The organism is Leptospira johnsonii (assembly GCF_003112675.1).
Classification (GTDB): domain Bacteria; phylum Spirochaetota; class Leptospiria; order Leptospirales; family Leptospiraceae; genus Leptospira_B; species Leptospira_B johnsonii.
This window is the reverse complement of the sequence record NZ_BFAY01000007.1, coordinates 46,014-63,334: the sequence shown is the minus strand read 5'-3', so window position 1 is coordinate 63,334 and position 17,321 is coordinate 46,014. Positions and strand designations below refer to the sequence as shown.

Genomic DNA, 17,321 nt, shown 5'->3' with positions numbered 1-17,321 from the left:
AAAATCATAAGGCTAGACATGAGAAGAAATATCGTTCATAGCGGTGCTGATGCTCTCATTTACGAGATCCGTCAGATCGTAGGAGTCGCTAAAAAGTTAGAAGCTCTCGGAGTTCCGATCACTTACGAGAATATCGGGGATCCCATCCAAAAAGGAGAGAAGGTCGCTCCTTGGATGAAAAAAATCGTTTCGGATCTGATCTTGGAAGATAGATCCTGGGCCTATACGGCTACCCAAGGATTCGAAAAGACCAGAAATTTTTTAGCAGATAAAGTGAACGAAAGAGGCGGAGCTCAGATTACCGCAGATGATATTTTATTCTTTAACGGACTTGGTGACGCGGTCGCTAAAATTTTCGGCTTTTTAAGAAGAGAGGCACGGGTCATTGGACCAAGCCCTGCGTATTCTACACTTTCTTCTGCGGAAGCGGCTCACTCCGGTTATGAACATATGACCTATAATTTAAATCCGGAGCAGGGTTGGATGCCCGATCTGGAAGATATCGAGAATAAGGTCAAATACAACGATTCCATCGCCGGGATACTTCTTATCAATCCGGATAATCCTACCGGCGCTGTGTATGATAAAAACGTAATGCGTGAGATCGTAAAGATCGCAGAAAAATACGATGTAATGCTTATCTGCGACGAGACCTACGCTCATGTGAATTATTCCGAAACAGGAACAATCCATCTTTCGGAAGTGATTGGAAATAAGGTGCCAGGAATGGCTCTTCGTTCCGTATCCAAGGAATTTCCTTGGCCAGGAGGAAGATGCGGTTGGTTGGAGATCTTTAACAAAGACAAGGATCCTGTTTTTGCACGTTATGCAAAATCCCTTTTGGACGCTAAAATGTTGGAAGTATGTTCTACCACTCTTCCTCAGATGGCGATTCCGGAAGTATATTCCCATCCTCAATTCCTTCCTCATTTGAAAGAGAGAAATGAGAAGTTCAAGAAGAAGGCGAAACTCGCCACTGAGTCCTTTAAAGGACTGAAAGGTGTTACGGTTGTGGAACCGAAAGGCGCTTTTTATCTTACCGTTGCATTCGATAAGGGAGTGCTCGGAGATAAGATGACTCTTCCCATCTCTAATTCAAAGGCAGAAGAATTTATACGCCCTTTACTTGGGAATTGCGCTCCGGATCGTAGATTTGTGTACTATCTTCTGGCTTCTACAGGGATCTGTGTGGTTCCACTTTCTTCTTTCTGTACAGATAGGGACGGTTTCAGGGTCACTCTTCTCGAAGAAGACGAGGAAAAATTCCGTTGGATCTATCACACTTTGAGAAAGAGTATAGAGGATTATACTACTTCCGCCTAGGATATGAAAAACGATAAAGAAAGAGTTCCTAAGATCGGAGTGATGGATTCCGGAATGGGAGGACTTTCCGTTCTAAAGGAACTCTTGGATCTTCCATATCCTGCTGATTTTCTGTATTACGGGGATCTGGCCCATGCTCCTTACGGGGAGAAACAAACTTCAGAAGTTCTGGAACTGACTCGTAATGTGTGTAATATTTTCTTGAGGGAAGAAGTAGACGCGATCCTTCTCGCATGTAATACCGCAACCTCCGCCTCTGCCTCCAAACTTAGGGAGGAATTATCCGTACCCGTATTTGGTATGGAGCCTGCGATTAAACCTGCACTTCTCGCACATCCTGGAAAAAAAATTGCGTTACTCGCCACCTCGGTCACTCATAGGGAAGAAAAATTACAAGAGTTAAAATCAGAATTAGGCGCATCCGAAAGGGTGGTCCATCTGAATTGTGACGGTCTTGCTACATTGGTGGATCATGGGAAATGGGAAGAAGCGAAACTTCTTCTTAAAAACATATTAAAAATCCCGCAAGAACAAGGGATTCATGCTCTTGTGTTGGGATGCACACATTACGTATTCTTGAAAAACGAAATAAAAGACCTATATCCAGAGGCAATTCTTCACGATGGGAACCAGGGAACCGTCCGCCATTTAGTCAGATCTCTTCATTTGGATGAACGACAAGGGCATCCTAACTATACTCTGTTCTTTTCTTCCAATTCAAACAGGGACGAAACGGAAGGTCTAGCCTCCCGATTATTGCAAAAGGGTTCCGGATCTCATCCCCATAATAGGTAGAAATTTTTTTCCTAAAGGGATTTTTTTTGGTTCCCGGTCTAGGCGCTTTGTATTAGCTTTATGAATCCGTATGAACCCTCTATCCATCTCAAAGCTAGTTACGATCCTATTAGTCCCAAGCCTTTTGTTCTTCTGCAAACCTAAAGAAGAAGAAACTACGGATGCAATCGTCTCCTTTCTCGTAGGAAAAGCGACTGCGGAAAAAGCAGGCTCGGTCTTAAAAGCAAACGATCGTGTTGTGGAATCCGAAATCGTAAAAACGGACAAGGATGCCACCTTAGATCTAACCACTACTTTAGGGACGGTTCGTCTCTTGGGCGGCTCCGAGGCTTCTATCGCTGCATTGAGAGCGGACCAAAATTATATTAAGATCAACTCGGGCAATATTCTGGTAAAAGTTGCCAAACTGAAAAAGAACGAATCCATCTCCATTGATACTCCTACTGTGGTGGCAGCAGTCAGAGGCACCCAATTCTGGGGCCAAGTGAATCCTGCCAACGAAACCGGAACGTTTGCAGTTCGTGAAGGTAGCGTTCAGATTACCAGAAAAGACGATGAGGCCAGAGTTTTGATAAAAGCGGGAGAAGCTGTGGACTTGGGACCCGGCATCAAGGCCTTAAAAGTTCGCCCTGCGGCTGCAGGAGAGCTGTCCGCAATGGAACAAATCGACCAAATGAAATAGCTTTTTTTCTGGGCATTAGACCCGATCCGGGAATTCTGTTCTGGAGCGGGTCCATGCAAGAAGACATCAGTTATAAATCCGCCGGAGTCGATACGGAAGCCGGCCAAGAATTCGTTAAAAAGATCAAACAAAACGTGGAATCCACCCATGGCCCCAGAGTTCTCGGGGGACTTGGAGGATTTTCAGGCGCTTTCGACGTTTCTTTCCTCAAAAATTATAAAAACCCGATATTGCTCAGCGGCACGGACGGAGTGGGAACCAAGGTGGAACTCGCTCGTTTATTCAATATTCATGATACGATCGGCATAGATCTGGTCGCTATGTGTGTGAATGATATTCTTGTCTCGGGTGGAGAGCCTTTATTCTTCTTAGATTATATAGCCTGCGGTAAATTAGTCCCGGAGAGAATGGAAAGAATCGTCGCAGGTATCGTAAAAGGTTGTAAACTTTCCGGAGCGGCGCTATTAGGCGGAGAAACTGCAGAACATCCTGGCACCATGGATCCGGACGAATACGATTTAGGCGGGTTCGTTGTAGGCGCTGTAGAGAAGGAAGACTTAATAGACGGATCCGAGATCAAAGAGGGAGATATCGTTTTAGGTTTGGAATCTTCCGGTCCTCATAGCAACGGATTTTCTTTGATCCGTAAATTGTATTTAGAAGGTGGAAGAAAGCTTCCCGCAGATCCTGAGTTAGTCGGTTTCTTAAAAGAATTCGCACTTCGTCCTACAAGGATCTATGTTCAGAGTATACTGAATCTGACCAAGAAGGCAGAAGTCAAAGGAATGGTGCATATCACCGGAGGAGGTTTTTATGAAAACATTCCTAGAGTGCTCCCTGATCCTTTGGCAGTAGAGATCAAAAGAGAAAAACTTCCTGAGAATCCTTTCTTTGCAAGAGTCCAAAAGGATTTTCCTTCTTTATCCGAAAAGGAATTGTATTCCACTTTTAATATGGGAATCGGATACATAGTCATCGTTTCTCCCGAGTCCGAGTCCGACGCGATCTCAGCCTTGGAAGAAAAAGGAGAACTGGTCCATAAAATCGGAGTAGTCACTTCGAAAAATAAAGAGCCTGTTCTTTTTGTCTGACATTTTCTGACCGGCATAAATATGGATCGGATCCAAGCTCTTTTTAAAAATCCAATTTTCATCTTATCTAAAAAGAATCCATTTATGCTTTCCAGATGGAGTATTTTATACGTACTCCTAGGATTATTTGCCGGAGTATTCTCCGCTGTGTTTTGGAAAGTTCTGGAATATCTCACCAAACTTTTAGCAGGTTTCCAAGGACATTATATAATTCTGATCATGACCTTGTCAGGTCTTGGTATAGGCCTTCTCATTTATTTCCTGGGAGAACCTGGAGAAATTTCATTAGTAATCGATAATATTCGTTTTAGGGGAGGGAAACTCGACCCTAAGAATAATCCTTCTATGAGTTTGTCTTCTTTACTTAGCATATCTTCCGGAGGAAGCGCTGGTCCTGAGGCGCCGCTTGTCCAGATCACAGGTTCTTTCGGGAGTTGGTTTGCTGAAAAGATAGGATTAGAAGGAGAAGAATTGAGATCCATGACGATCGCCGGAATGGCGGCAGGATTTACTTCTTTATTCGGATCCCCTTTAGGCGGAGCATTATTCGCGTTGGAGATCCTACAGCATAGACATGTGGTAGAATATTACGAGGCGTTATTACCTGCGTTTCTTTCCAGTTGTAGCGCATATTTTGTATTTCTATTCATGACAGATATGGGGATCGGACCTACTTGGGAATTCCCACAATATGTTCCCGGCGGAATAGAGGACTTCCAATACGCGATCGGGTTCGGAATGGCCGGAGCGGCGGTTGGTTGGATCTTCTATGGGATATTCAGAATTACTAAATTTTCTTTTTCTAAAATAGCTCTTCCTATTTTTATGAAGACGACGATCGGCGGATTATTATTAGGTTGTATTGCGTATTACGAACCGTTGACCCGTTATTTCGGCCATGACCAGCTAAACGAGATCGTAGTTACCAAAGGGGATTGGATCTTTTTTGGGACCTTGGCTTTATTGAAGATATTGGCGATCAATATCACTGTTTCCAGCGGCTGGAGGGGTGGTATTATCATACCTTTATTTTTTGTCGGAGCGGTGGCCGGTCGATTTTTTATGGACTTCTTCCCGTCTGAGAACGAATCATTTTTGCTCATCTGTCTTATGGCATCCGTGAACGCTTCCGTGACCAAAACACCTATCAGCACCACAATATTACTCACAGGATTAACCGGAGTTTCTAATTTCACTCCGGTATTATTCGCCTCTTTGAGCGGATACTTTTTGTCTCCCAAAGCTCCGTTCATCAGTTCTCAGGCCGATTCGGTTTAATTTTAGATCCGATTCCAGCATCCGATTTTGTCCTGGACGATTTCCGGCAAATCGATAAAAGATAGCCAACTCTATGGGAATTTTCTCTAAAAAGGATCCGTTCTTTCTTCTTGCGGCATTCTTGTTTTTCACATATTGTTCGCCTTCTCCTAAAAAAGCTCTATTAGAGAATGGTGTTATAGATTGGGAAAAATCCCTGAACCAGGGAAAATGTTTTCGAATGACCGGAGAATGGAAGTTTGCCTGGTTAGGCACCACTCCGGACACAAGTCTTCCAAAAGAACCTGAAAAATTTTCTCTAAGCGTTATCCCAGGTAGCTGGACCAAGCACGATTGGCCAGGTTCCGACGAGGGAGAATTCCCTAAGTACGGAAAAGCATTGTATAGAGTGGATTTAGTTTCTTCTTCCCCTGTAGAAAGTTTGCATCTAGTTTCTTACGATCAAGGAACGAATTACAGGATACTATTTAACGGAAAACTAATCAATGAAGTGGGGAAAGTGGGAGATCCGACTGAAGATGGATTAGAACTTAGGACCAGCTATTCCATTCTTCCTACCTGGCAAGGAACTGCTCATCTGGATTTTGAAATTTCCAATTACCAGTATAGAAAAGGAGGACTTTGGAAACCTCCTGTTTTGGGCACTGCGGAATGTGTCGGTCGCTATTACATGGATAGAAGGGACTTAGAGGGGATACTCTGCGGAGGCCTTTTCTTCTTAGGGCTATTTCATATTTTCGTATCCGTATTTTATAAAAAAGATTCTTCCGCTTTGATCTTAGGAATTTTTTCCATCACAGTAGGTTTAAGATTGTATTCCACTGGAGTGAGATTATTCCCCGAACATTTTTTAGTGGGACCTGAAATTTATCTTAGAACAGAATTTATCGCGTGGTTTATGGGTATGCCCTTAGCCCAACATTTTTTGTTAGAAGTATTTCCTGTAAACTTTGGAAAAAAATTCCTGAAGTTAGGTTATATCTTCGCGGGAATATTCACACTTATCACTTTGTTTACTGGGCCTGCGATCTATTCTTATCTGATCAATCCTTCTTATCTACTCTTTGTATTTAACGGAGCCTGTTCCTTAGTTGTCTTAGTAAAAGCGGTTTCTCAAAGGATGGTGGGAGCATATATCTATCTTACTAGTTTTATCTTTCTTCTATTCTTCATGGTAAGCGAGATATTATTTCATGCAGAAGTTTTGGACTCTTGGGAATTGAGCGGGATCGGGGTCGGAATATTCGTACTGGGAAATTCTCTTTCTTTATCCAGCAAGATGTTGAGCGGATTCCGAGAAAGGGAGAAGGTCCAAGAGATACTGAATACCAATTTGGAAGAGTTAGTTCGGAAAAGAACCAGGGAATTGGAATTTGCAAGAGACGAGGCCGAAGCTGCCAACAAGGCGAAGAGTGAATTTTTGATCAACGTAGACCATGAGGTCCGCACTCCTATGAACGGGATCGTTGGGATCACTCAGATGTTATTGGATTCCGATCTAAAGCCGGAACATAAGGAAATGTTGGAGTTACTTAAAAGAAGCGGGGATGCTATGATGGTAATCCTAGGCTCCATGCTGGACGCTTCCAGTTTAGAAAAAGGTACATTATATCTTTTGAATAAACGATTTAACCTCAAGGCCTCCATCTATGAAGCTGCTATGAGAGTAGAGGACAAGATCCGCAGAAAGAACCTGGACTTTAGTGTCACTCTTTCGGACAACCTTCCAGAAGCGGTAGATGGGGACGAAGAAAGATTTAAAACAATGCTTTTGGTCCTTCTGGAAAATGCGGAGAAGTTCACGGTAAAAGGGTTTATCAAACTTATCGGGGAAAAAGTCCAAGAAACCAATCTGGATTATAGACTTAGGTTTAGGGTCCAAGACTCCGGCATAGGAATTCCGGAAGATAAACTCAGTTCTATATTCAATCCATTCCAACAGGTCGATTCCGGAGTAACTAAACCTTTCCAAGGAGCAGGGCTTGGACTCGCACTTTGTAAGGCTCTCGCCCAGAAAATGGATGGGGATATCTCCGTCCAAAGTATCCCAGGCACAGGTTCTGAGTTTATCCTGGAAATCGCACTCTCTAAACCGGAAATCCAATCTTGACATAAGATTTCATCCTTCCAAGCTGGGTCCAAACTATATGGGAAGGATCCAAGAACTCAGTCCGGAACTAATCAATCAAATCGCCGCCGGGGAAGTGATAGAATCTGCTCACTCCGTCTTGAAAGAAATGATGGAAAACTCCGTGGACGCAGGAGCGGACACGATCGAAGTGGAATCCAGAGATGGAGGCCTGACCTCCTTACTTCTTTCGGATAATGGATCCGGAATAGCAGAAGAGGATATCCCACTTGCAATCCAAAGACATGCCACGAGTAAGATCCAAACATTAAAAGATCTTGAATTAGTTTCTTCTTATGGATTCAGGGGAGAAGCTTTGGCATCCATCGCTTCCGTTTCCAAACTTACGATCGAGACAGGAACTGGACTACCGACCGCTTGGAAGGTAAGAGCCGAAAAAGGTCAGATACTTTCCAAAGAAGCCATCCCAGGTTTTCAAGGAACTAAGATCCTGGTAGAGGATCTATTCTACAATACTCCGGTCAGAAGAAAATTTTTGAAATCGGTCCGTTCCGAAGATAAGAAGATCCGTGACAAAGTAACTGTCCAAGCACTCGCTAGGGAAGATATACGTTTTAGATTTGTCCAAGATCATAAAGAGATTCACAGACTTTCTCCAAAGAGTAAAAAAGAAAGGATCATTGATCTATTCGGAGAAAATTTCAGGGACCACTTGTTGGAGGTCCAACTAGAAAAAAAGGGTTGGAGAGCGAAAGGGTTTATAAGCGATCCTGATTTTTATAAATCCAACCGCACAGGCCAATTCATATTCGTGAACGGAAGGCCTGTGGAGATCAAATATTCATCTCATCTATTAAAAAAATGTTATGATGAACTTCTCCCTCCAAACGGTCATCCATACTGTTTTTTATTTTTCGAAGTGGATCCTGAATCTATAGATGTAAACGTTCATCCCGCTAAAAAAGAGATACGCTTTTTGGACGAGGAAGGATTTAATACATTTTTCTTACAGTTGATCCAGAAAGAACTCAGGTCCAGTACACCGGTCAGCTTCTTAGAGTTGAAAAACAGGCTTTTAAGACCCGAGCCTAAAAAGATGGAATCCACATTATATTCCTTTTCTTCTTCTACCGGAACGGAACAACAACTTTTGGGCGGCGCGCTTTACGAAGGAGTAAAACATTCTCCTTCTTTTCCCGTGGAAACTGTAGGTCCAGGTTCCAGGTTAGATGATCTAACCGATATTCCGGTCAAACATTCTGAGTTTATTCCTAAAAAACATTTCGGATTATTATTCGAAACATTCATCTTGGCAGAAGGTGAAGATGGTTTTTATATCATAGACCAACATACCGCTCACGAAAGGATCCGTTACGAAGAAGTTTTGAGAAAACTGAAAAAGAAAAATTACGGCATCCAACCTCTTCTTACTCCGATTCGTATTCCTGTTTCTAAACAAGAAGCGGAAGATATCAAAGACAGGCTCGGAGAATACCAAGAGGTCGGTCTAAAATTAGATTCACTCGGAGAAGATACAATGGTCCTCCGAGAAGTTCCTGGTTACTTTCTACCCGGCCATGAAAAAGAGATCGTTTTGGATTTTCTAAATCGTACCGGAGGCAAAGAAGTTCCAGAGCCGGAGTTATACGATCTTATGGCAAAATGTGTGGCTTGTAGATCCGCGGTTAAAAAAGGGGACCAACTTTCGGACCATCTCATCGCAGAGATGCTCAATCGTTTGAGTTATTGCGAAAACCCTTCACGTTGTCCTCATGGAAGACCCACCTTGGTCAAATTAACCAGAGAAGATCTGGAAAGAATGTTTCATCGCAGGTAAAATTTGAAAACCGAATCCCAAGAACTTAAAAATTCCACGGAGAATGTAATCTCCTCCTTAGTCCGACAAACATTGATAGCAAGTGTGATCTTGTTATTGATCGTTATAGTGCTCGCAAGATTTTTTAATGAAAGAGTGACTCAGGTCGCCGGTATCTTTTTGGATTACACTGGAGTATGGGGAGTGGGTCTTTCTATATTCATTGCGGATTCGGTGCATGTGTTCTTTCCTCCTGATACTTTTTTGATCCTTGCGGTCGCGGCAAACATGCCGGATTTCTGGGTAATCTTCTTTGCATCTTTTGGGTCGTTACTTGCAGGAGGATGTTCTTACTCCCAAGGAAGATTCCTTCTTCCTAAGTTAAACGTATTCTCTAAGTTCATTCGAGATCACGAAGAGAAGTTAGAAGTATATGTAAAAAGATTCGGATTCTGGGCTGTGGTCCTTGCGGCGCTCACACCATTGCCTTATTCTTGGACTTCGGTGGCTGCAGGCGCAATGAAAATGAGGGTAGGACTTTTTTTTACGGCCGCACTTTTTAGGATTCCCCGTTTTATTCTTTATTACTATCTAATAAAGGGCGGATGGATCGGGATCTAGACATTCGGATTGACGCATATAAGAACCAAAGGTAAAAAGTTTAGATGATGGACGATTCTCCCAGACTCATTCCTAAGACCAGAAAGGAATTGATCTTAGAAAATTTGGATTGGTTCGGTTTGCCTATTCGTATTTCCGAATTGGTGGAGAATGTATTGGATGGAAAGATCAGAGAACAATCTTTAGTATGCTGTCATAGCGCCTGCGACGTATGCAATTCTACTATCCGTTCCTGCATACGTAAGGTCCAAAGAGAATTGGAAGAAGAACTTGGGCAGTCTATTTGAAAGAGCACCCCTTCCTCATAAGATCAGACCTAGTTCCTTTGCTCAGGTCATTGGACAGGAAAAGGCAAAGCTTCAATTACAAAAATATAAAGAACCAGTAAGTATTCTTCTGTACGGGCCACCCGGAACGGGAAAATCAACTATCGCCAGGATCTTAGGCGGTACTTGGAAATTACCTTTTGTAGAATACAACGCTGTCACCACCGGTGTTGCAGACATCAAAAAACTATTGGAAAGATCCGAAAAAGAAGGAAGTATATTACTCTTTCTGGATGAGATCCATAGATTCAGTTCCTCCCAACAAGATAGTTTATTAAAAGGAGTGGAGACCGGAGGGATCGTGCTCATCGGGGCCACTACTGAAAATCCATCCTTTAGAATTACAAGGCCATTATTATCTAGATGCCAGGTGCTTAGACTAGAACCATTGGGAGAGAATGATCTTTTAGAAATACTTTCCAGAGGAATAGAATCCTTAGACCCAAAACCAAATATTACAAAAGAAGCAAGTTCTCTATTGGTCCGTTATTCCGGAGGAGACGCGCGGAAACTTCTCTCCAATCTGGAAGGCTTGGTACTCTCCAGAGATCCTGGAGTTCAGATAGAAGCTTCTGATATAGAGACGTTTTTGGAAAGTAGAGTAATCGAATACGATCAAAGTGGAGAAAGTCACTATGACGTGATCTCCGCATTCATCAAGTCTGTAAGAGGAAGCGATCCGGACGCTGCATTATTCTATTTAGCACTGATGTTAGAAGGGGGAGAAGATCCACTCTTCATCGCAAGGCGACTCATTATCCTTGCATCGGAAGATATTGGAAACGCTTCCGTCCACGGTTTACCTCTGGCAGTTGCGGGGCTTCACGCCTTAGAAACAATCGGGATGCCGGAAGGTAGGATCATTTTAGGACAGGTTACTACATTCTTAGCCTCTTGTCCTAAATCAAACGCGTCCTATTTAGGGATAGGTTCTGCACTTTCTTTTGTAAAAGAAAGGGGAACAAGTTTAAAGATCCCGAACCGACTCCGAAACGCTCCCACTGCCACTCATAAAAAAGAAGGAGCAGGTCAGGGTTATAAGTATCCTCATGATTTTGGTGGATTTACGCCATTCTCCTATTTTCCGGATGATCTATCTGATAATCCTCCTCAATTCTATAAACCTACCAAAAACGGAATGGAAGGAAAGATCAGAGAACATCTTTCTTCCATCTGGAAAAAGATCTCCGGCAAAAATTACGAATAATAAGTTCATAAATTTGTTGCGTAGCTAAATGGCTACATTTATATTTGTAGTTAAGTGGCTACATAATGAATTTGAGAAGAGATGTATTTCAGGCAATAGCAGACCCCACCAGGAGGGCCATACTTCTGTTGGTTGCCTCTCAGGCGATGACTGCTGGGGCAATTGCTTCCAATTTTGATACTGCCAGGCCCACTGTTTCCAAACATTTGCAGATACTGACCGAGTGCGAATTACTGAAGCAGGAACAAAACGGCAGGGAAATTTATTATCAATTGAATCCGAATAAGATGAAAGAAATTGCCGACTTTATAGAACCATTCCGTAATATGTGGGACGACCGATTCAATAAGCTAGAGTCCGTAATGAAAAAATACAGATCGAGAAAATAGAGTATGGAAAGAAAAACTAAAATAGATGCAGAAGACGGCAAGCAAGAGTTGTTGATTACCAGGGAATTCGATCTTCCTTTGGAGTTACTTTTTAAAGCTCATGTCGAACCGGAGATTGTTTCGGAATGGATGGGAACAAAAGTGGTGAAACTGGAAGGTAAAAAGCACGGAAGCTGGCAATTTGAAACCACAGATCCTCATGGAAACAGACATGGATTCAACGGTGTAATTCATGAGTTCATTCCGAACCAAAAGATAACCCGCACTTTCGAAATGGAAAATTCTCCTTTTCCTGTTCAATTAGAGTTCTTAGAATTCGAACCGTTAGGCGAAGAAAAAAGTAAACTTACTATGCATATAGTTTTTAAGTCAGTTGCACTCAGAGATCAAATGCTCAAATTACCGTTTGCTCAGGGCATCAACATGGCTCATAACAGATTACAAGATATTGCAAATAAATTAAAATAGGATATTGGACATGAGAAATAAGATTATATATTGGATCGCTACTGCATGGCTTTCTTTAGGGATGGCATCGACCGGGATCGTGCAGTTGATCCAAATGAAAGAAGAGGCGGATATGTTTGCACATTTAGGTTATCCTGCCTATTTGCTAATCATATTAGGTGTTTGGAAATTGTTAGGAGTAATCGCAGTGCTTGTTCCTAAATATCCTTTGATAAAAGAATGGGCTTATGCTGGATTTTTCTTTACTATGTCCGGGGCTGTGTTCTCTCATTTTGCAGCTGGGGATGGAGCGAAGGAATATTTTGGACCAGTATTATTGCTGGTGCTAACAGTGGCTTCCTGGTATTTCAGACCGGCTGATAGAAAGATCATTTCTGCGTGAGTAAAGGTATATGAATCCAAAAGTTGATTTCTTTTTTAAAAAGGCTAAAACCTGGCAAAAAGAATATGAGAAATTAAGAAGTATCGTTCTAGATTGTGGACTGACGGAAGAGTTAAAATGGGGACAGCCATGCTATACATTTCAGGAAAATAATATAGTTCTGATACATGGATTCAAAGAATACTGTGCGCTTTTGTTTTTCAAAGGCGCATTATTAAAAGACCCGAAAGGAATTTTAGTACAACAAACTAAGAATGTACAATCCGCTCGCCAGATCCGGTTTACCGATTTGAAGGAAATTGATAAGCTTAAAACTGCCTTAAAATCTTACATCAAAAATGCGATCGAGGTAGAGAAGTCCGGGCAGAAAGTGAATTTCAAAAAGACCAAAGAGTTCGATATGCCTGAAGAATTCTTAAGTAAATTAGAACAATCTCCCGACTTAAAATCTGCTTTTGATCAACTGACTCCAGGCAGACAGAGAGGTTACCTTCTTCATTTTTCTTCTGCCAAACAATCTAAAACCAGAGAAGCCAGGATAGAAAAGTATATCCCTCATATCATGAAAGGTAAGGGACTAGATGATTAAGAAGAAAGTAACAGCAAAGAAGAAGCTTACCAAGACCACGATCAAGAAATCACCTAAGATTGATAAGGCTGCAGCAAAGAAGAAGCCGGTTCTACTCTCAGGCGGAAATCCTCAGATCGCAAAAGGTTATGGAGATGGGCCGGTCCAAGAATATATCGCTGCCATGCCCGGTTGGAAAAAGGAAATCGGTCGCAAACTTGACCAACTTATAGTGCGCACTGTGCCTCATGTTAGTAAAGCGGTAAAATGGAACTCTCCATTGTACGGTATAGAAGGACAGGGTTGGTTTCTGGGCGTACATGTGTTTGCCAAATACGTTAAGCTAGCATTCTTCAATGGTGCTTCTTTAAAGCCGATGCCTCCAGGTGCGTCCAAGGTCCGAGGAAATCGTTATCTGGATATTAGAGAAGAAGACGAAATCGATGAGGCCCAACTTTCTTCTTGGATCAAACAAGCGAGCGACCTGCCCGGTGAGAAAATGTAAGACCAAGCGATTGGGCAATGGACCATTCTTTTGTTCAATAAAGCATATAAAATATCTGCAATAGCATATTAAATTCTTCCCATTCCTAAGTCAGGATCCTGAATGTTTTTAACTTCGGGAGGAAGATATGGCAAATACTGTATTCGAAAGTAAGGCTTCTTGGGCAGGAGGTTTAAAATTAAACCTACAATCCAGGAATCACAAATGGGTGGTGGACGAGCCGGAAATTTTAGGTGGGACGGACCAAGGACCGAATCCAGTTGAACTCGTGTTAGGTGGGCTCGCAAGTTGTGTAGGAGTTTTGGTTTCTCTTTATGCTCCTGCACATAAGGTAGAATTGAAGGATTTCCAAGTATTCGTGGAAGGAGATCTAGATCTGGATGGGTTCCAGGAACTTGCGCCTGTTCGCCCCGGTTTCTCTCAGATCCGCTATAGAGTAGATATCCAAACAGATTCTCCTAAAGAGCATGTGGATTCATTACTTGCTCATGTAGAAAGGATCTGCCCTGTGAAGGATACATTATCCGGAGTAGGAGTATTGTCCCAAAAATCAGGCTCTTCTGTCGCAGCTTGATCTTAACCTAGATTCCTTTTCGAAATTTCTGATTTGGATTTTCGGAAAGGAGTTCCTACCTCCGCTTTAAAAGAAATATATTTCTGTAATATTCTAGTCATCCACTTGTTGTAGATAGGGAGTACATTAGTTAAGAACTAGAAATTTTTGACATAATACGGTAAGGAAATCGCTGTTTCGAGACGAAACTAAATAAGGAAACCGCGGGTCTTACCCACCAAGACGAAAAAAGGAGGTTTCGAATGTTCCAATCCGAAAGAGAAAAAAACGAAAAGAGCCAATTCCAATCCGCTGGACCGATCCAAGTCAGAAGGGAATTTGCGCATTCAGAATCTGTGAATTTCTCCTCTAAAAAGGCAGAAAGCAGAAACGAAAAAGTGGTCCGACTGAGACCAGACCTGTACGAAAAATAGATCTGGAACTTTTCAAAGAAGTTCCGAAAGCCTTTCCAAAACCCGATCGTTCTGTTCCGGCCTTCCTATCGTAATCCTCAAGGCATTCAATCCGTAACTTTTCAGATTTCTTAATATGATCCCTTCCTTCAGGAGTGTCTCGAAGGTTTGGGTGGAATCTAATTTTGCTTGGTCCAATTTGATCGTGATAAAGTTTGCATAAGACTCGAAATAAAAGAGTCCCTTCTTCTTTGAGAAGTCTTCATAACGGATCATTTCTTTTAAGTTTTCCTTTAGATAATTCTCAACAAATTCCCTATCGCTTAGCGCGGTCGCCGCAGCCAACTGAGAAAGCTGAGAAACATTGAATGGAGGTCTTAATTTGTAGAATGCACGGATCATTTCTTCCGAAGCGATACCGTATCCGATTCTCATTCCTCCCAATCCGTAAATTTTGGAGAATGTATTCGTGTATAATACGTTAGGAAATTTTGAAATTACATCGGCTGCCTGGATCTCTTTTTTCGGATCTCTAGTTTTTCCGAATTCCATATAGGCGGCGTCTAAGACAACCATTGTCTCTAAGGAAATTTTTTGGAGAAAAGTATATAGATCCGACTTATCCAATGCATCTCCGATCGGATTACAGGGAGTGCAGATGAATATGATCTTAGGAGAATGTTTTTTGTATAGATCCAAGAACTGGTCCAAATCATGGAGTTCCGAACTTGTCTGGATTGTCTCAGCTCCACATTGTCCCGCATAAATGGAATACATTGAGAAAGTTTTACCGTTCTGGAGGATCTTATCTCCCGGACTTAAAACAGATCTGGTAGCAAAATCGAATATCTGGTCGCTACCGTTGCCTTGTATTACGTTTTTTGCATCTACTCCGTGAGCCTTTGCAAGTGCATCCTTTAGCGCCTTATAGGAATCGTCCGGATATAAAGGCATCTTATAGACCGCTTCTTTTATGACCTCGGAGACCTTGGGAGACACACCATACGGATTCTCGTTGGAGGCAAGTTTGAGAACTTTCTCCGGAGAAATTCCGTATTCACGTACGACTAGTTCTATCGGTTTGCCGGCCTCATACGCCGGGATCTTGTCTAAAGCGGGCTGGAATCGCATCTAATTCCAGAAAAAAACGGAGTCAGGATTCTTCCAATCGTTTTTGTTCTACTAACCTTTGGTAAAGTCCTTGGAAGTCTTTGAAAAATAAGGATTCGTTGAGTGCGTATTCCATTACCATTCTTTTGGTTTCTTCGGAGCCGAGTAGGGCTCTATCGGAAGCGAGCATTCTAATTCCACCGTCCAAAAGTAGATCCCTAAAATAATGATTATTGAATATATTTGGAGTGTCGGTAAAGGACCCCTTGGAATGCCAACCCAAAGTGTGAACGCCTAAGAGTAGAACTGTATCTCTGACGGAAAATCCCATCATGGAGAAATAATCCAGGGAATCTTTTACGTCCGGACTGTCTACAGGCATGAGCATTCTTCCGGACGGATAACTAGAATCCCGTCTTCCAGGAAGAATATGCACCTGAGGTCCTCCCGCTTTTTGCAGTGCAAGCGCGCCTGAAAGAGCTATCATGTCCGCAAGAGAAGGGACATTAGCTCTTCCTTCTTTTTCCATTTCTTCTTTTAAATGGATAACTGCCTCTATTTGTTTTGTGACTCCGCGATTGAACTCGTCGTTTAGGATACTTGGAAAACGGATGGAACCTTCGAGGCCTAACCATTCTCCGTCTGCGGAGAAGATAGAAGCAGCATGAAACACCATACGAAGCCAAGCACCTGCCTCCGTAGGATCTATCTTGTCCCAAAGTCTATATCCGGTTTCTTGCCAAACACTTCCTTCGCAGTTGTTCTTGGTCCCTAATACTTCGTGGACTTTATAATTCCCGGTCTTACCTTTCAGTTTCGTCTCGAAACTTCTTCCTTTCTGGATCCTATCCTTTACGGATTCATAAACCTTTTGGGAAATTAAGATCTTTGCACCCGCTTTCTTTGTGGTTGTTTCTATTCTACTCGCAGAATTGACTGTATCACCGATCGCTGTGAATGACATACTTAAAGGATGTCCTAACTTTCCTAGGATTGCAGTTCCATAATTGATCCCGATCCCAATCTCGAATTCAGCGCCCAAATGATTTTGAAGGTAAGTATTCAAATTTTCTAATTCAGATCTCATCTCTAACGCGGAACGGATCGCATTTAGATTTGCACGAATCGGATCCGGATCTTCTAATCCGAAAATCGCCATGAGCCCATCGCCTATGTATTTATCGATTGTCCCACCGTATTTTAGGACCTTGTCTCCCATTCTATAAAAGTAACGGTTGAGAATATGTATAACATCGTAAGGTAAATGATTTTCAGAGAAGCTAGTGAAGCCCCTGATATCGCTGAATAAGATCGCAACCGGTTTCTCTATCCCTGAGATCAGATCGGAGAATGTGGAAGCAAGTGCCCTGTCCGCCTCATCGATAACCAATCTGCGGAGCACAATATCACCTGTTGTTTTTGTTTGGCAGGCCAGTCTTACGTTTTCCGGAAAACCTTTCTTCTGAGCGAGTGCCGTTTCTTTTTCGTTGCGGGGAAGAAGATGTTCGTCCCCATCTTGGATCAATACCCTGCATGTGGAACAACGTGCGTTACCTCCACATGCGTGTATGTGCGGGATACCCGCGTCCAATGAGATCTGTAATAATGGCTTGTTTAATTCGGAAGGTTCGAGGAATACTTCTTTATCGTTTTCGAAAATTATCTTTATCATATTTGGAGATCGACTTTGGCGATCAGTGTTGGA

General features: G+C 42.4%; 19 protein-coding genes. 17 read left to right on the top strand and 2 right to left on the bottom strand.

Annotated features, from left to right (window positions below; all coding sequences use genetic code 11):
• The first annotated feature begins 18 nt into the window (after positions 1-18).
• From LPTSP_RS05800 to LPTSP_RS19075, 17 genes are all read left to right on the top strand, one after another.
• Positions 19-1,323, top strand: coding sequence for a pyridoxal phosphate-dependent aminotransferase (locus LPTSP_RS05800; RefSeq protein WP_108927884.1), 1,305 nt, complete (start codon positions 19-21; stop codon positions 1,321-1,323).
• Positions 1,324-1,326: 3 nt separating this feature from the next.
• The gene (gene murI, locus LPTSP_RS05795) at positions 1,327-2,118 is read left to right on the top strand and encodes a glutamate racemase (RefSeq protein WP_108927883.1); all 792 of its coding nucleotides are present in this window, start codon (positions 1,327-1,329) and stop codon (positions 2,116-2,118) included.
• Positions 2,119-2,188: 70 nt separating this feature from the next.
• Positions 2,189-2,800 (top strand): adhesin Lsa19, encoded by a 612-nt coding sequence (gene lsa19, locus LPTSP_RS05790; RefSeq protein WP_108927882.1) that lies wholly within the window; start codon positions 2,189-2,191, stop codon positions 2,798-2,800.
• 53 nt (positions 2,801-2,853) lie between these two features.
• A complete protein-coding gene (gene purM, locus LPTSP_RS05785; RefSeq protein ID WP_108927881.1) occupies positions 2,854-3,891 on the top strand; it encodes a phosphoribosylformylglycinamidine cyclo-ligase in 1,038 nt (345 codons plus the stop codon).
• 21 nt (positions 3,892-3,912) lie between these two features.
• Entirely contained in the window at positions 3,913-5,169 is a 1,257-nt protein-coding gene (locus LPTSP_RS05780) for a chloride channel protein (RefSeq protein WP_108927880.1), read from the top strand.
• A gap of 73 nt (positions 5,170-5,242) precedes the next feature.
• Complete coding sequence (locus LPTSP_RS05775) at positions 5,243-7,279, top strand: sensor histidine kinase (RefSeq protein WP_108927879.1); 2,037 nt, start codon at positions 5,243-5,245, stop codon at positions 7,277-7,279.
• A 37-nt stretch (positions 7,280-7,316) separates the two neighbouring features.
• Entirely contained in the window at positions 7,317-9,095 is a 1,779-nt protein-coding gene (gene mutL / locus LPTSP_RS05770; protein WP_108927878.1) for a DNA mismatch repair endonuclease MutL, read from the top strand.
• 3 nt (positions 9,096-9,098) lie between these two features.
• Positions 9,099-9,695 (top strand): YqaA family protein, encoded by a 597-nt coding sequence (locus LPTSP_RS05765; RefSeq protein ID WP_108927877.1) that lies wholly within the window; start codon positions 9,099-9,101, stop codon positions 9,693-9,695.
• Positions 9,696-9,739: 44 nt separating this feature from the next.
• A complete protein-coding gene (locus LPTSP_RS05760) occupies positions 9,740-9,982 on the top strand; it encodes a hypothetical protein (protein WP_108927876.1) in 243 nt (80 codons plus the stop codon).
• The gene (locus LPTSP_RS05755) at positions 9,966-11,228 is read left to right on the top strand and encodes a replication-associated recombination protein A (protein ID WP_108927875.1); all 1,263 of its coding nucleotides are present in this window, start codon (positions 9,966-9,968) and stop codon (positions 11,226-11,228) included. Before LPTSP_RS05760 ends, LPTSP_RS05755 begins: the two co-directional genes overlap by 17 nt.
• A 65-nt stretch (positions 11,229-11,293) precedes the next feature.
• Positions 11,294-11,617, top strand: coding sequence for an ArsR/SmtB family transcription factor (locus LPTSP_RS05750; protein WP_108927874.1), 324 nt, complete (start codon positions 11,294-11,296; stop codon positions 11,615-11,617).
• Between the two features lie 3 nt (positions 11,618-11,620).
• On the top strand, positions 11,621-12,085 hold the full coding sequence (locus LPTSP_RS05745; RefSeq protein WP_108927873.1) for an SRPBCC domain-containing protein: 465 nt from the start codon (positions 11,621-11,623) through the stop codon (positions 12,083-12,085).
• A gap of 10 nt (positions 12,086-12,095) precedes the next feature.
• Entirely contained in the window at positions 12,096-12,467 is a 372-nt protein-coding gene (locus LPTSP_RS05740; RefSeq protein ID WP_108927872.1) for a DoxX family protein, read from the top strand.
• A gap of 10 nt (positions 12,468-12,477) precedes the next feature.
• A complete protein-coding gene (locus LPTSP_RS05735; RefSeq protein ID WP_108927871.1) occupies positions 12,478-13,056 on the top strand; it encodes a YdeI/OmpD-associated family protein in 579 nt (192 codons plus the stop codon).
• Positions 13,049-13,540 (top strand): DUF1801 domain-containing protein, encoded by a 492-nt coding sequence (locus LPTSP_RS05730; RefSeq protein WP_108927870.1) that lies wholly within the window; start codon positions 13,049-13,051, stop codon positions 13,538-13,540. Before LPTSP_RS05735 ends, LPTSP_RS05730 begins: the two co-directional genes overlap by 8 nt.
• 127 nt (positions 13,541-13,667) lie before the next feature.
• Positions 13,668-14,114 carry an OsmC family protein gene (locus LPTSP_RS05725; RefSeq protein WP_108927869.1) on the top strand — a complete coding sequence of 149 codons (447 nt, stop codon included), beginning with the start codon at positions 13,668-13,670 and terminating at the stop codon, positions 14,112-14,114.
• Positions 14,115-14,356: 242 nt separating this feature from the next.
• Positions 14,357-14,527, top strand: coding sequence for a hypothetical protein (locus LPTSP_RS19075; protein ID WP_167396412.1), 171 nt, complete (start codon positions 14,357-14,359; stop codon positions 14,525-14,527).
• 12 nt (positions 14,528-14,539) lie between these two features.
• Here the strand turns inward: LPTSP_RS19075 and hisC are convergent, their stop codons facing one another.
• Together hisC and LPTSP_RS05715 are read right to left on the bottom strand one after the other, a co-directional pair.
• Positions 14,540-15,637 (bottom strand): histidinol-phosphate transaminase, encoded by a 1,098-nt coding sequence (hisC, locus tag LPTSP_RS05720; protein ID WP_108927868.1) that lies wholly within the window; start codon positions 15,635-15,637, stop codon positions 14,540-14,542.
• A gap of 22 nt (positions 15,638-15,659) precedes the next feature.
• Complete coding sequence (locus tag LPTSP_RS05715) at positions 15,660-17,288, bottom strand: peroxidase family protein (RefSeq protein ID WP_108927867.1); 1,629 nt, start codon at positions 17,286-17,288, stop codon at positions 15,660-15,662.
• Positions 17,289-17,321 lie beyond the last annotated feature (33 nt).